This window comes from Carnobacterium jeotgali MS3 (assembly GCF_000745125.1).
GTDB lineage: Bacteria > Bacillota > Bacilli > Lactobacillales > Carnobacteriaceae > Carnobacterium_B > Carnobacterium_B jeotgali.
Window position 1 is genome coordinate 1 of the sequence record NZ_JQNF01000003.1, and the last position, 15931, is coordinate 15931.

Annotated in this window: 12 protein-coding genes; 7 read left to right on the top strand and 5 right to left on the bottom strand. The window is 35.6% G+C overall.

Going from position 1 to position 15931, the window contains the following annotated elements:
* Positions 1–190: 190 nt before the first annotated feature.
* From BP18_RS12670 to BP18_RS00220, 7 genes are all read left to right on the top strand, one after another.
* The gene (locus BP18_RS12670; RefSeq protein WP_051926190.1) at positions 191–472 is read left to right on the top strand and encodes a hypothetical protein; all 282 of its coding nucleotides are present in this window, start codon (positions 191–193) and stop codon (positions 470–472) included.
* Positions 465–884, top strand: coding sequence for a hypothetical protein (locus tag BP18_RS12675; RefSeq protein ID WP_051926191.1), 420 nt, complete (start codon positions 465–467; stop codon positions 882–884). Before BP18_RS12670 ends, BP18_RS12675 begins: the two co-directional genes overlap by 8 nt.
* 333 nt (positions 885–1217) lie before the next feature.
* Positions 1218–1445: a SatD family protein gene (locus BP18_RS12900; protein ID WP_051926192.1), complete on the top strand. Its 228-nt coding sequence runs from the start codon at positions 1218–1220 to the stop codon at positions 1443–1445.
* Between the two features lie 13 nt (positions 1446–1458).
* On the top strand, positions 1459–1602 hold the full coding sequence (locus tag BP18_RS12905) for a SatD family protein (RefSeq protein ID WP_269319384.1): 144 nt from the start codon (positions 1459–1461) through the stop codon (positions 1600–1602).
* A gap of 69 nt (positions 1603–1671) precedes the next feature.
* Entirely contained in the window at positions 1672–1908 is a 237-nt protein-coding gene (locus BP18_RS12760; RefSeq protein ID WP_051926193.1) for a hypothetical protein, read from the top strand.
* Positions 1909–2655, top strand: coding sequence for a DUF3307 domain-containing protein (locus tag BP18_RS00215; protein WP_029276030.1), 747 nt, complete (start codon positions 1909–1911; stop codon positions 2653–2655).
* Between the two features lie 168 nt (positions 2656–2823).
* Positions 2824–5718 (top strand): insulinase family protein, encoded by a 2895-nt coding sequence (locus tag BP18_RS00220; protein WP_029276028.1) that lies wholly within the window; start codon positions 2824–2826, stop codon positions 5716–5718.
* A 1166-nt stretch (positions 5719–6884) separates the two neighbouring features.
* On the opposite strand, the gene BP18_RS00225 is transcribed toward BP18_RS00220, so the two are convergent.
* The 5 genes from BP18_RS00225 to parE all read right to left on the bottom strand — a co-directional run bounded on the left by BP18_RS00225 (position 6885) and on the right by parE (position 15774).
* Complete coding sequence (locus tag BP18_RS00225; protein WP_007722617.1) at positions 6885–7814, bottom strand: manganese-dependent inorganic pyrophosphatase; 930 nt, start codon at positions 7812–7814, stop codon at positions 6885–6887.
* Positions 7815–7976: 162 nt separating this feature from the next.
* Complete coding sequence (gene pflA, locus BP18_RS00230) at positions 7977–8738, bottom strand: pyruvate formate-lyase-activating protein (protein ID WP_007722616.1); 762 nt, start codon at positions 8736–8738, stop codon at positions 7977–7979.
* A 28-nt stretch (positions 8739–8766) separates the two neighbouring features.
* Entirely contained in the window at positions 8767–10995 is a 2229-nt protein-coding gene (gene pflB, locus BP18_RS00235; protein ID WP_007722615.1) for a formate C-acetyltransferase, read from the bottom strand.
* A gap of 335 nt (positions 10996–11330) precedes the next feature.
* Positions 11331–13784, bottom strand: coding sequence for a DNA topoisomerase IV subunit A (gene parC / locus BP18_RS00240; protein ID WP_007722614.1), 2454 nt, complete (start codon positions 13782–13784; stop codon positions 11331–11333).
* Entirely contained in the window at positions 13774–15774 is a 2001-nt protein-coding gene (parE, locus tag BP18_RS00245) for a DNA topoisomerase IV subunit B (RefSeq protein WP_029276024.1), read from the bottom strand. Before parE ends, parC begins: the two co-directional genes overlap by 11 nt.
* Positions 15775–15931: the final 157 nt, after the last annotated feature.

Genomic DNA, 15931 nt, shown 5'->3' on the forward strand with positions numbered 1-15931 from the left:
TTAATGCAAATTCTTCACGAATAGAACCAACAGAACTTGAACTTATAACGGAATTAAGTGAAAAAGTCCCGGTTGTGATCGTTTTGACCCAATCAATCGGTGAACCAGCAGCAACATTTAAAACCTATATTGAAAAACCTTAATTTACCGATTTATGGTGTTGTATCTTTGATGGCTGAAAGCTTCAAAATTGACGGAAGAAATGTCGATTCCAGCATTTGGATTAAAAGAATTGCTTGAATTAAGTTTTGAAATCATACCAGAAGAAGCAAAAAAGGCTTTTAACAATGCCCAACAAGTAGATATTGCCCGAAAAGCGAATTCTGCTCGCAGTTGGGCGACAAGATATATCGCTACTTCATTTGGCGTAGGTTTTTTACCGATTCCTTTTTCTGATGCATCCGTTCTTGTACCAATGCAAGTAACATTATTGGGCCCATATTACAGCGATTTTTGGTATATCAATGGATAAAGCCACTATTGCAAGTCTTGTAGCAGCAATAGGAGGGACTGGGGGAGCTACATTTGCGGGAAGGTACATCGTTTCAAATGTGATAAAAATGATTCCTGGAGCGGGTACAATTGTTGGAGGACTAATTAGCGGTACAACAGCTTCAATCATCACAACGGCGCTTTCTATGAGCTATATAGAAGTGTTAGCCATCATAGCTGCCGGAGAAAAAGATGGAAAATACCCGGATTTAAAAAATATTGAACAGTTAATGAAAGAAAAATTTCAAGAACGACTAAAAAAAGGCGCTAAAATCGATAAAAAACTTGATTTAACAACTGATTTATCAAAAGAAAACTTAGAATTAGACGATGCAAAAAAAGATCATTTTTTAAGTAAATTTAAAAGGTTTACTAAGCGAAAAAAATCTTAAAATGATTCATAAATACATTTTGTCCTAACTCAAAAAATAGCAAAAATACTTTAAAACCAAAATTAATTATTTTGGTTTTTTCTTTAATTATACTAATTCAGCAGTATATTGAACGGTATTTAAAATTTCCCAAAGCATTTTTATGCTTATTTTACGTAAACACAGTATAGATGTAGTTAACATAATTAGATTATGGTTAACTACATCGAACAATTTATCGCTAATTAATAAAATAATAAAGCTCACCCTTAAGATTCAGTCTTAGATGATTTTATACAAAGATTCATCTAAGACTGAATCTTATTGGTATAATCAAAAAAAGATGGTGATTAGATGACCAGACAAACTGTAAGGACTCCATATGCAGCCATTATAGGAGATATTAAAGACTCTCGTAAAATTGCGGATCGAAAAGAAGTGCAAGAACAATTTCATTCTATTTTGCAAATAATAAATGAGAAATATGCAGAAGACATTGCTTCTAATTTCATTATTACTTTAGGAGACAGCTTCCAAGGATTACTAAAAAATAAACAAGTGATTTTTAAGCATTATTTTTGAAATCGAATTGGCCATGGCTCCCATTGAATTGCGATTTGGCATTGGCTTAGGCAGTATCAGTACACCGATCCAACGAGATAATTCTATGGAGATGGATGGCACAGCCTACCACCGCGCAAGGCAAATGATTGAAACTATTGAAGAAAATGGAAAATAAATATACCACAAGCGAGACCAATATTGATGATTTGTTCCGGAGAAGGCTACCAACGAAACAGATCAGCTATTGAATACTATTCTGTCACTGGCCACAGCATTGAAATCAAAGTGGTCTGCTAGACAAAAAGAAATTATGTATGCTTATTTCACACATGGAGAAAATCAATATAAGACAGCTGAAGAATTAGGGATTGGCCAATCTAGTGTTAATAAAGCTCTGAATACAGCGAAATATTATACCTATAAAACAGCTTTGAGAGACGCTAGCCACTTTTTAATTCAGGATATAGAGGAGGATGAATAGTTGAATCAAGTCGTATGGATAGTATTATTTATCGGACATATCTTGGGAGACTTTTATTTCCAATCGTCCGCGTTAGCGAGAGAAAAGGATGTATTTGGTAAGAAATTAGTGCTCCATTGTTTTATCTATTTGATCACTATGGTAGGCGTGATCATTCCTATTTTTAGTTGGCCTTTATTAAAAGTGGTCATAGGGATTTCAGTGCTGCATTTCATGATAGATGGTCTAAAATTTTTGCTTGCGAATCGCTTTTTCATTCATAATAATAAAGATACGGTTATCTTTCTAGTAGATCAAGGGCTACACATCCTTGTATTACTTGCGGCAGTTGTCTATATCACAGTATCTAATATAGAGATTGACTATATGCCAGGATTAGAAACCTTGTCGAGTAGTTTAGGTTTGGATATGAAAAATAGTTTGTCATGGATACTGATTCTATTGGTGATGATCCGGCCATGCAGTGTAACGATAAAAAAAGTATTGAATCACTATCGCCCAATCAATGAAAATCAAATAGATGAGGGTATCCCAAGTGCGGGGGCGTTGATTGGTGTTTTTGAACGTTTCTTTATTTTGCTGATGCTGTATGCTAATCAATTTACGGCTATTGGATTTGTTCTGACAGCGAAGTCCATTGCTCGGTACAATAAAATTTCAGAAAATCCTCAGTTTGCAGAATACTATTTACTGGGAACCTTATTGAGCACTTTGTTGATTATCGTCAGTTACTTCTTTATTTTCTGATGATGCAGCTGTAAAAGAATCAATTGTTGAGATTCGCTTATTGTTGAATCTTTGGACTTTTGAATTGGTAGTTAAATAATCAAAGTAGCATTTGTTCCCTTAGGTATTATAAACTATAAGGACAAGGTGTAGAATAAAGTCATTACGCATAAGGAAAAGGAGAATTCTATGGCATTTAAGCAAATTGAGACACAAGAGTTACCGGATATTCAATCTGTGGGAACCGTTTATGAACACGTTGAGACAGGAGCCAAGGTTCTTTATCTAGCAAATGACGATTCCAATAAGGCGTTTACGATTGGGTTTAAGACACCTCCGTATAACGATAACGGAATTGCTCATATCATAGAGCATTCAGTTTTAAATGGATCTGAAAAATACCCTTCAAAAGAACCATTTGTTGAATTAGTCAAAGGGTCATTGAATACGTTCGTCAATGCAATGACTTTTTCAGATAAGACAATTTATCCAGTTGCTTCTACTAATAAAAAAGACTTTATGCATTTAATGAGTGTTTATTTAGATGCTGTGTTTAAGCCGAACTTTTACAGTAATGCACAAATATTAGCGCAAGAAGGTTGGCATCATCATTTAGAGTCAGCAGAAGATGACCTGATTTATAAAGGGGTTGTTTACAATGAAATGAAAGGGGCGACAGCCTCTCCTGAAAGACAAGTTCAACAGCATTTGACTCATCAGTTGTACCCCAACAGTATTTACCGGCACGAATCTGGTGGAAATCCAAAAGCCATCCCTAGTTTAACGCAAGAAGAATTTGTTGCGTTCCATCAAACTTATTACCACCCAAGTAATTCTCTGACTGTCTTATATGGAGACATTGATAAAAAAGAAACTTTTGCTGCATTAGAGGACTATTTCAGTGGCGCAGGCAAACATAGTGAAAAAGTCGACTTATCTTTTGAACCAGCTGTTCCTGATGATGCTGTATTTGAAGATACTTACTCAATAACTGCAGGAGATAACCCTGAAGGAAAAGATTATTTGGCTTTAGGGTGGCATGTATCTGAACCGAATGATGTACTGGATATGTATGGACTAGAAGTTTTGGAAGAGATTTTATTTGGCAATAATCAATCACCGCTTAAAAAAGCTTTATTGGATGCGGATATAGGTGGGGACATAATAGGTGGCGTTGCTGATTTTGGCTATCCAACGGGGTTTATGATCACTGCTAAATATTCTGATGCCTCTAAGATGACTCGATTCAAAGAAGTTGTTCAAGAGACTTTAAAACAGTTAATGACTGAAGGAATCGATGAAGGGCTGATTGATTCAGCGTTGAATAAAATTACTTTTCAAACGAAAGAAGCGGCTATTTCGGAAGACAACCCACGTGGAGTCATTTATGCCATTAATGCTTATCAATCCTGGTTGTATGACAAGAGTCCTTATGTGAACTTGCAATTTTCAGGTTATTTGAAAGAACTAGCAGAATTGGCAGGTAAGGGGTATTTTGAGCAACTGATCAAAGAAAAACTAGTATACAATCCTTTGCGTACTGCAGTGATTTTAAAAGCTGAACCGGGTAAAAGCGATCAATTTGAAGCGAAAACTCATCAGCAATTGCAAGAATATAAAGCTAATCTATCTAAAGAAGAAATCGACAAAATGATAGCTAAAACACAAGAGTTGATCAAGCGTCAAGAAGCGCCGGATAAACCGGAAGATCTAGCAAAGATTCCAACACTGACGAAAGAAGATTTAAGCACACAGGTAGAAGAGTATCCACTAACGGAAATTCCTTTTAATGAGGGAACTCATTTTTATCAGGCTGAACAATTCACTTCCGGCATTGACTACCTTAGTTTGTATATTGATTTGAAAGATGTTGCAGCTGAAGAATATCAGTGGTTGGGTTTATTGAGTCATCTTCTTGGGAAGCTAGACACTAAGAAATATGATGTCGCAACTTTGCAGCGTCAAAAAGATCTGTACACAGGCGGTATTTACGGAAAGATTGATATTTATGAAGATAAAGCAGGTCAACTAAAGCCTTATTTTATTTTACGCGGAAAATCTTTGGAATCTTCTTTTGAGGAACTGGTCTCATTAATGCAAGAAATCCTGTGCCACACGCAATTTGAAAATAAAGATGATATTTTGAAAATCACTCAACAGCTGATTTCTAATTTCGAACGACGCATTAATTCTAGTTCCCATGTTCTAGCTGCAAACCGGGCCTTGAGTCAAGTGAAATCTTCAGCCAAATTAAATGAACTGATTAGTGGAATGGATCAATTCCTTTTTTTGAAAGACATTCGTGCTGCTTTACAATCCGATAAGTCAAAAGAGGCAACAGAGCGTATCAAGCAGACAGTAAAGGGTTTGCTAAATAAAAATCGCTTGAACATTTTATACGTCGGTGAGAAAGATCGAGGAGTACTGGTCAAAGAAACATTACAAGTAGCATTTTCTGAGGTGCCTAGTGTTGAATTAGGTGAACCAGCCATCATTAAGCCTGGTGCGAAGCAACATGAAGCTTATGTCACTGCTCAAGACGTGAACTATGTAGCGGTTGCTTCAAATGCCAATGATAAATTTGACTACACTGGCGCAGCGAAAGTATTGGCAACAACTATTCGTTACAGTTACTTGTGGAATGAGATCCGTGTCAAAGGTGGTGCTTATGGTTCGCTTTATAACCATCGACGAACTGGTGAATTTGCCTTGAGTTCTTATCGTGACCCCAATATCCGTAAAACATTGGAAACCTATAAAGGTTTGCCTAACTACGTAGCACAAATGGAGTTGTCTGACAGCGAATTATTAAAATACATTATTGGCACGATCAGTCCCATGGAACAGCCAAAATCAGCTTTCAGCAAAGGTTTAACTGCATTCAATCGTCTAAAAACAGGCGTGACTCGTGAAGAGTTGGTTCATTTGAAGGAAGAGATTCTAGCGGTTGATTCAAAAGCCTTACAGATGCTTAATAAAGTTCTAGACAGTGTATTGGAAGAGAGCACGGTGGTCGTAATAGGGAATAAGAGCCAAGTTGAAACTGAAAAAGACTTGTTTGATAAGGTATACGAACTGTATTAATAAAAGAGTGTCTATTAGTTACTGAAATGGAAAAGGAAGATAAAACGATTTACGCTGCTTGTTCATTTGTTGTTCGGAAGTTTCAAGAGAACCCGGATAAATAAGATCATATTAATTACGAGAAATAAAAACAAGCATAAAAGTTAGATAAAAGTAAGGGGAGAGAGGAGAGAAGACTATTTCTCCTCTCTTTTTACGTTGAATAATAGGCGAGAGCATACTAATTAAGGAGTCTCATCGTTATTGCACAAACAGAAGACCGATTTTCAGATGTTCCATATCATCGTAGTAGAGGCGATCTTAATCATTTGGCTTTCCATACAGAATCACGGCATTAGATCGATAAAATGACAAAAAACTGGAAGAAAAAGGCATAATAATTCTGTATCCTAAAAAACACCCATTTGCAGGAGGAACAAATTATTAGGCTGTTTTCCTTGAAGATCCAGACAGAATCAAATTAGTCTTGGTAGCTCCTGAATAAAAAGCCATAAAGAAAGCTAAAAATAAATTGATATTTATGACTTTTTATAACAGTTTAATCTAGGTAAGCTTATCCAAAGAATAATTAGCCGTTTTAATATTTTTTGAAGTTCGTAAATCTATCAAAATTAATTTCAATACTAAAACGTAAACCTAAGTCAGCAAATTATAAAAAGATTTAAAAATACAGGAATTAGTCAGCAGCTAAATTGAAGTGAATTTAAATCTGTCTAAAATTTTAAGTAAAGAGAAAGTTATTTGCAACATTTTTCTCGTTAGCATAAGTTTGTTTGTCCAAGTATTATATAATCCGAATTCATTTTTGGACTAATTTAAATTCGGTTTATATAAAAAGAATTGTTTATGACTAAAAGAGAGAAGAATTAGAATAATTGGACTACTAATCATTTTGCTAATTTTACCTTTTTTTCTAGTTTACATAATATATATTATACAAAGTAGATTAAAAGTTGTTTTAAACCAATCGAGCACATTTTAGATCAATTTTGGACGATTTTAAGCTCAGTTAACTATTGTTTGTTTATGTTTACCCGTTAATTGCTTTTAAATGACTTTTAGTTCTTATCTAATGGATTCGTATTTGTTCTAAAGCATTATTTTTTCTTTACATACAAAAAAACCCAATCCAGAACAAATTAAGTTCTGGATTGGGTTTTGCTAACTTATTTTGTTAATGCTGCAGTTAATTGTGGCACAACTTGTTTCTTTCTAGAAACAACGCCTTTTAATAACGCACGGTTATTTTCTAATGTTACATTGAAAGCTTCTTCTACTGCATTGATTGGATTTCCTAATGCTAAGATCACTGAATCGCTATCTAAGATGTTTGTAACGATTAAGACAAATAAATCATAGTTTTTAGCATGATTTTCATTTTGCATCTCTTGTTCTAACTCAGTTTGGATAGAAAGTACATCATTTACGTCTACAACATTGATTTGTGCAACACGGACATTCTTATCTCCCATTGGGAAACTTTTAGCATCCATGTCTAATAATTCTGCAGCAGATTTATTGCTTAAGTCAGTTCCTGCTTTTAACATATCAAGGCCGTATGACTCAATGTCAACACCAGCAATTGCAGCTAGCTCTTTTGCAATTTTAACGTCTTCATCGGTGCAAGTTGGCGATTTGAATAATAAAGTATCTGCAACGATTGCTGATAACATTAATCCTGCAATATCTTTAGGAATTGCAACTTCTTTTTCTTTATATAATTTAGCAATAATTGTGTTTGTACATCCTACAGGTTCTGCACGGTAATACAATGGATTAGCTGTTTCAAAGTTAGAAATGCGGTGATGATCTACTACCGATAAAACTTCTACATCCGCAATGTCATTTACACTTTGTTGAAACTCATTGTGATCCACTAACATAACTTTATCTGTTTCATTAGCTACTGTTTCTACTACACGTGGTGCAGGAACGCTAAAGTAATCTAAAGCATATTGTGTTTCCTCTCCTACTTCTCCTAATGCAACAGCTTCAGCTTCGATTCCCAATTGGTTTTGCAAGTAAGCAAATGAAATAGCAGATGTGATAGCATCTGTGTCTGGATTCTTATGACCAAAAATTAATACTTTACTCATGATTATTATCTCTCCTTTTAAACTATAACTAACACTAAAATTTTATCTTAAATGAACGTGTTTAGCTAGTATTATGTTGTTTTTTATAGAAAATAGCTTAAAAAAATAAATACAGCTAGAAAAGTAAGAATCTACTCTTCCAACTGTGTTTATTATTCTGGACTAAATTGTTTGATAGCCTGTGTATTCTTCAATACGTAATAAGCGATTAGCATTGTCGATGCGTTCAATTGTAGGAGGTTCTATATCCTTTAATTTATAAGGAATATTTAGAGCTGCATATTTATAAACACCTAATTTATGGTACGGCAATATTTCAACTTTATAAACGTTTCCTAGCGATTGAATAAAATCACTTAAGCGTATTAAATCAGCATCATCATCCGAACGTTCTGGAACTAAAACATGACGAATCCAAACAGGTTTATTGATTGTGGCTAAATAAGTAGCCATATTCAAAATGTTTTCATTGCCGTGCATTGTTAAACGCTTATGCTTTTCATTATCAATGTGTTTGATATCGAATAAAAGCAAATCTGTATAGCTCATTAGTTCCTCAAACCGGCTGAAAAAAGGCTCATCATAAGTGAAAGGTTGACCACATGTATCTAATGTTGTGTGGACTCCCTGCTCTTTTGCTTTTCTAAAATACTCAATTAAAAAATCGATATGCAGTAGAGGTTCTCCTCCACTGACAGTAATTCCGCCTTTACTTCCCCAATACTCGCGGTAAGATAAAGCTTCTGCTAGTAATTGATCCGCTGTATAAGGAGTTCCACCACCCATATTCCATGTATCAGGGTTATGGCAGAACTCGCAACGCATACGGCACCCTTGCATAAATGTTACAAAACGAATACCTGGCCCATCGACCGAGCCAAAACTTTCAGTAGAATGCACGTATCCAATTGCTGGTTCCGTCATATTAGTCACTCCTTTATTTGTTTATACCTTACATACTGTCATGCATTGTACGATTAATAACGTCTAATTGTTGTTCACGTGTTAATTTAATAAAGTTGACAGCATAACCAGATACACGAATAGTCAATTGAGGATAGTTTTCAGGATGGTCCATTGCGTCAACCAATGTTTCGCGGTTAAAGACATTAACGTTCAAATGGTGACCGCCTTTTCTTACATAGCCGTCTAATAAACTAGCCAAATTTTCTTGTTGGATGTCATCTTCTTTCCCTAAAGCTTTTGGAATAATAGAGAATGTATTTGAGATTCCATCTAATGAATATTTGTATGGTATTTTAGCTACTGAAGTTAAACTAGCTAAAGCTCCATGAGTATCTCTGCCGTGCATTGGGTTAGCACCAGGTGCAAATGGTTCGCCAGAACGACGGCCATCAGGTGTATTCCCGGTCTTTTTACCATATACTACGTTAGATGTGATAGTTAAAATTGAAGTAGTGTGGACTGCATTGCGATAAGCTGGATGTTTTTTCACTTTTGACATAAATGATTTTAACAACCAAATTCCAATATCGTCCGCGCGATCATCATTGTTACCAAATTTAGGGTAATCGCCTTCTATTTCATAATCGACAACTAAGCCATTTTCATCACGAATCGTTTTCACTTTTGTATATTTAATGGCAGATAATGAATCAATTGCTACTGAGAATCCAGCGATTCCAGTTGCCATTGTTCTCATAATGTCACTATCGTGCAAAGCCATTTCAATGCGTTCATAAGAATACTTATCATGCATGAAATGAATAATGTTTAACGTATTTAAATATAAGCCTGCGATCCATTCCAACATAACATCATATTTTTCCATGACTTCATCATAATCCAAGTATTCAGAAGTAATTGGTTGATATTTTGGAGCAACTTGAGCTTTTGATTTTTCATCTACACCTCCATTAATGGCATATAAAAGAGCTTTAGCTACGTTAGCACGTGCTCCGAAGAATTGCATTTGTTTCCCAATACGCATAGCAGATACACAACAAGCGATTCCGTAGTCATCGCCCCATTCTAAGCGCATAATATCGTCATTTTCATATTGAATAGCACTTGAAGAAATAGATGCTTTAGCACAGAACTTCTTGAAGTTTTCTGGCAAACGTGTAGACCATAAAACGGTTAAGTTTGGTTCTGGAGCTGGTCCAAGGTTTGTTAAAGTGTGCAAGAAACGGTAGCTATTTTTTGTAACCATGTGACGTCCATCGTCACCTACACCTGCGATAGCTTCTGTTACCCAAGTTGGATCCCCTGAGAATAAATCATTGTATTCTGGTGTACGTGCAAATTTTACTAAGCGCAATTTCATAATAAAATGGTCTGTGATTTCTTGAGCTTCAACTTCAGTAAGAATGCCATTAGCTAAGTCACGCTCAATATAGATATCAAGAAATGTAGATGTACGTCCTAATGACATTGCTGCTCCATTTTGCTCTTTAACTGCTGCTAAATAGCCTAGATACAACCATTGGAAAGCTTCTTGAGCTGTTTGGGCTGGTTGAGAAATATCAAAGCCGTAAATTCTACCTAACTCAATTAATTCATTTAAAGCACGAATTTGTTCATTTAATTCTTCACGGTCGCGAATAATATCTTCGCTCATTGTGCCGTAACCCTTATTTGCTAAATCGTTTTTCTTTTCTTGAATTAAGCGATTGACACCATATAAGGCTACTCTTCTGTAATCTCCAATGATACGTCCACGTCCATAAGCATCTGGCAGACCTGTAATGATTCCACTACGTCTGGCAGCTCTAATTTCTGGCGTATAAGCATCAAATACTCCTTGATTGTGTGTTTTACGGTAGTCTCTAAAAATATGAGATACTTCTGGATCAATTTCGTAACCATATGATTCAGCAGCTAATTCACTCATGCGAATTCCACCAAAAGGTTGCAAACCACGTTTAAAAGGTTTCTCAGTTTGGAAACCGGCAATGCGTTCCAATTCTTTATTTAAGTAACCAGCATCATGAGATACGATTGTTGAAACTACTTTCGTATCCATATCTAGTACTCCGCCTGCTTCACGTTCCTCCGTATTTAATTCCATAACTTGTTTCCACAATGATTCGGTAGCGGGTGTAGGACCTTCTAAAAATTCATCCGTTCCATCATAAGGGGTATAGTTTTGTTGAATAAAATCGCGTACGTTAATTTCTTCTTGCCACATTTTTCCTTTAAAGCCTTTCCAATTTTCCATAAGTCATTTTCCTCCTTTTATATCTGTTAAACAATTCTAACAGATTCTTCATGCTCATTATAACACGAACTAAAAACAAATCAATTTATTTTCGTCAATAAAATAAAAATAATTATTTAAAAAGATTGATTTGTAGATATTTCAAGGTTTTCATTATTCTGTATTCAATGATATTTTTTGTACTATTTTTCACAAAAAATCAAACTGTACTAGTTTTTAATAAAACAGATAAAAAAAGATGTAGCTGTTAGGCTACACCTTTTTGGTCTTATCATGGTTAATACTAAGGGTATGTCTGTTTTAGCAAACATACCCTTAATTAAACAACATTATTTCTATTTAATCTCATTAGCTAATAAATCTTTTTTAAGCTCAATAGGTGTTCCGTCTGCCACTTCATCTAAAATAAATGATCCATTTGAATAACGGTCACTTATTGAATAGGATTGACTAGATAGTGAGATTTCTTGTCCTTTGGATGTTAGAATTCTATAGTTATCTTCCTTAGACGCTTCAAAAGCGAAAGCCACACGATGCGGATTCTTTTTCAATTCTCTTAAGAGCAGTAACCCTCTCTTAGCTCGTCCAAGCGGTTCGAAATCAAGAATATTCATTTTTTTAACAGAACCTCTTTGAGTTAAAATCATTAATTCGGCTTTGGAAGCTGTGGTATCGACCAACACACCATTTACAACATAGTCACCGTCTTTAAGATTAATTGATTTCACACCTGCAGCTTTTGCACCCACAGTAGGAACCTCATCTAAAGGATAACGTAATCCAAATCCTCTATTAGTGACTAAGAAAACATCTTTTGACAATGGTTTTTCTGTATAGACGATATTTAACAGTTCATCCGTCGTTGTTTTAAGTTTTATTGCTGAAAAAGATTTATTTTTGTAATTACGTCCAATAACGTATTCTGAAACTGCCGTTTGTTTAATGTACCCTTCTTTTGTAATGAAAGTAAAGGTCGCTGGCGGAAGCTGTTTCTCTAATCCGAATACTTTTACAACGGTTTCGTCTGTTTCAAAAGCAATATTTTGGGATAAGTGATCTCCCATATCTTTCCATCTCAAATCGGAAATTTCATGAATTGGACGATAAATAATATTACCTTTGCTAGTAAAGATCAAGAGATGATTCAATGTATTCAGTTGCTGAATATAAATTGGATAATCTCCTTCTTTAATGCCTATTTCAGTAGGTTTAGAAGCACTATATGAACGTAGACTGGTTCTCTTAATGTATCCTTCTTTTGTAACAGAAACCATAACCTCTTCAGATGCAATCAGAAGTTCCGTATCGATTTTTAATTCTTCAATTTCATCTTCAATAACGGTCAGTCTAGGAGAAGCGTACTTTTTCTTTACTTCTATTAATTCTTTTTTCATGACTTTATTCAGTTCTTGAGAACTACCTAGAATCTTGTTGTACGCCATAATATCTTTATTTAAAGCATCTGCTTCATTTTCTAGTGCAGTTATATCGGTATTGGTTAATCGATACAGTTGCAATGAAACAATGGCTTCAGCTTGGATCTCAGTAAAATCAAAACGCTCAATTAAGTTTTCTTTAGCATTTTTCTTATCTTTACTGCTGCGAATAGCTTCGATAACTTGATCTAAAATAGAAAGAGCTTTAATCAAGCCTGAAACAATGTGTTGTCTGCTTTCAGCTTTGCGCAAGTTATAATTCGTTCTTCTAGTGATAACTTCTTGTTTATGATCTAAGTAAGCTTGAAGCATTCTAACGATTCCGACTTGTTTGGGTCTTTTTTTATCAATCGCTACCATATTAAAATTATAAGCAACCTGTAAATCAGTATTTTTTAATAAATAATTTAAAATACCACCCGCATTAGCCTCTTTTTTTAATTCAACAACAATTTGTAGACCGTTACGGTCAGATTCATCACGGACTTCAGCAATTCCGTCAACTCGTTTATTCAACCGTATTTCATCCATTTTACGAACTAAAACGGCTTTATTGACTTCATAAGGAATTTCATTAATGACGATTTGTTCTTTACCGCCTCTAACTTCTTCTATTCTAGTTTTAGAACGGACAATGATTTTACCTTTTCCAGTTTCATAGGCCTTTTTGATACCATCGACCCCTTGTAAAATAGCGCCAGTGGGGAAATCAGGTCCTTTAACATACTGCATTAGATCCGTTACAGAAGCATCAGGATCATCAATCAAATGAACCGTTGCATCAATTACCTCTCCTAAATTATGTGAAGGGATATCGGTTGCATAACCTGCTGAAATCCCAGTCGCTCCATTAACAAGTAAGTTAGGGTAACTAGCAGGAAAGACAGTCGGTTCTTCATCTGTATCATCAAAGTTTAAGATGAAATCAACCGTTTCTTTATCGATATCTCTTACCAATTCAGCAGAAATTTTTGATAAACGTGCTTCCGTATATCGCATAGCTGCCGGAGGATCTCCATCCATACTCCCGTTATTCCCATGCATTTCAATCAAGACTTCACGTTGCTTCCAGTCTTGGCTTAGACGTACCATTGCTTCATAAACACTGCTGTCTCCATGTGGGTGATAATTCCCGATAACGTTTCCGACCGTTTTAGCAGACTTTCTAAATCCCTTATCTGCTGTATTGCCTTCTACGTTCATTGCATATAAGATCCGGCGTTGAACCGGTTTTAACCCGTCTCGAATGTCTGGCAATGCACGTTCTTGAATAATGTATTTTGAATAGCGTCCAAAACGATCTCCCATAACTTCTTCCAGGGTTAATTCCTGAATTTCCGCTCTATTCTCCATCTTCGACACTTCCTTCATCTACTGTTTCTATTTGATCCATAATTTGGCTGTTTTCCAAAATACTGCCGCCTTCTTCAAAAGTAAATTCAACATGTGATTCAATCCATCTACGTCTAGGTTCTACTTTATCACCCATTAAGACAGACACACGTTTTTCAGCTTGAGCAGCATCATCGATTTTAACGCGAATCAGTGTGCGCGTGTCCGGATTCATAGTTGTATCCCATAGTTGGTCTGCATTCATTTCACCCAGCCCTTTATACCGTTGCAAGATATAATTTTTGCCAAAGTCTTTTGTGACTTGAACCAATTCATCATCTGTCCACGCGTAGGCAATTTTTTCTTTTTTGCCGATGCCTCTTGAGAGTTTATACAACGGTGGCAAAGCTAAATAAACTTTCCCTGCTTCAAAAAGAGGTTTCATGTACCGATAAAAGAAGGTTAGCAATAATGTTTGAATATGCGCACCATCGGTATCCGCATCGGTCATAATAATGATTTTATCGTAGTTACAGTCGGCAATATCAAATTCTGGTCCGACACCTGCACCAATCGTATAGATCATAGTGCTGATTTCTTCATTTTTCATAACTTCTTGTAACTTAGCTTTTTCAGTATTGATTACTTTTCCGCGCAGGGGTAGGATAGCCTGAAACTTACGGTCTCGACCTTGTTTTGCGGAACCCCCAGCTGAATCTCCTTCGACCAAATACAATTCATTTCGTTTTGCATTTTTACTTTGAGCTGGAGTTAACTTTCCAGACAAAAGAGTGTCATTTTTTTTGCGTTTCTTCCCATTACGGCTTTCTTCACGCGCTTTTCTAGCTGCGTCACGTGCTTCGCGTGCTTTTAGCGCTTTGCGGATCAACTGTTGGCTTAAATCGCCATTTTCGATTAAATAATAACTTAACTGTTCACTAACAACTGTTTCAACAGCTGATCTAGCTTGTGGTGTTCCTAATTTACTTTTTGTTTGCCCTTCAAATTGCAAAAGGTTCTCAGGAATACGAATAGAAATAACGGCTGCCAAGCCTTCTCTAAAATCAGTTCCTTCTAAATTTTTGTCTTTTTCTTTTAATAAACTCACTTTTCGAGCATAATCATTAAATGTTTTTGTAATTGCTGTTTTCATTCCGGCTTCATGAGTCCCACCGTCTTTAGTGCGAACATTGTTAACGAAAGATAAAATCGTTTCTGAGTACCCATCATTGTATTGAAAAGCGAATTCAACTTCAATTTCGTTGTTTTCACCTTCAAAATAAGCAACAGGTGTCAAATGATCTTTATCTTCATTTAAATAGCTGACGAACTCTTTGATACCTTCTTCATAATAAAAAACTTCTGCTTGATCGTTTCGTTCATCCACTAAAGAGATGCGCAAGCCTTTTAATAAAAACGCCGATTCTCTTAAACGTTCTGCTAGTACATCATAAGACAAATTAACAGTCGTAAAGATCGTCGCATCTGGTTTGAAGTGCACAATGGTTCCATTTTTTTCATTAGATGTTTTGATTTTCTTCAAAGAACCTTTGGCTTTACCACCATCAACAAATTTTTGTTGGTAATGAACACCATCACGAATGATTGTAACTGTAAGCCACTCAGAAAGTGCATTAACGACACTTGCTCCAACACCGTGAAGTCCACCTGAGGTTTTATAACCCCCTTGGCCAAACTTACCACCCGCATGCAAAACAGTGAAGATTACTTGAACAGTGGGGATACCAGATGAATGCATTCCAGTAGGCATACCACGTCCATTATCTTTAACACTAATGCTATTGTCTTTATGCAACGTTACGTTAATTTCAGTCCCGAAACCAGATAAAGCTTCATCGACTGAATTATCCACTATTTCATAGACCAAATGGTGTAAACCACGTGTATCTGTAGATCCAATATACATACCCGGTCTTTTTCGTACAGCTTCTAGACCTTCTAATACTTGGATAGATTCATCATTATAATCTCTATTTAATTCTTTTGGCATACTAAAACTCCTTAATGCTTTAAAACAAAGGAAAGTATTCTTAGCTATTCAACAAAATAATGCAGTCATCTTTTAACTGAACACAAGAAGGTTTTTCTTTATTTTTAAAGTTTTCTCTGATCTCTTATTTTTATTAGGCAACCATGGTCAAGCCATA

Excerpts from the sequence above, each read along its gene's own strand:
- BP18_RS00220 (WP_029276028.1), top strand. The coding sequence starts at position 2,824 with ATGGCATTTAAGCAAATTGAGACACAAGAGTTACCGGATATTCAATCT.
- BP18_RS12905 (WP_269319384.1), top strand. The coding sequence starts at position 1,459 with ATGGCTCCCATTGAATTGCGATTTGGCATTGGCTTAGGCAGTATCAGT.
- pflA (WP_007722616.1), bottom strand. The coding sequence starts at position 8,738 with ATGACGGAACCAGCAATTGGATACGTGCATTCTACTGAAAGTTTTGGC.
- BP18_RS12900 (WP_051926192.1), top strand. The coding sequence starts at position 1,218 with ATGACCAGACAAACTGTAAGGACTCCATATGCAGCCATTATAGGAGAT.
- parE (WP_029276024.1), bottom strand. The coding sequence starts at position 15,774 with ATGCCAAAAGAATTAAATAGAGATTATAATGATGAATCTATCCAAGTA.
- parC (WP_007722614.1), bottom strand. The coding sequence starts at position 13,784 with ATGGAGAATAGAGCGGAAATTCAGGAATTAACCCTGGAAGAAGTTATG.
- BP18_RS00225 (WP_007722617.1), bottom strand. The coding sequence starts at position 7,814 with ATGAGTAAAGTATTAATTTTTGGTCATAAGAATCCAGACACAGATGCT.
- pflB (WP_007722615.1), bottom strand. The coding sequence starts at position 10,995 with ATGGAAAATTGGAAAGGCTTTAAAGGAAAAATGTGGCAAGAAGAAATT.
- BP18_RS12675 (WP_051926191.1), top strand. The coding sequence starts at position 465 with ATGGATAAAGCCACTATTGCAAGTCTTGTAGCAGCAATAGGAGGGACT.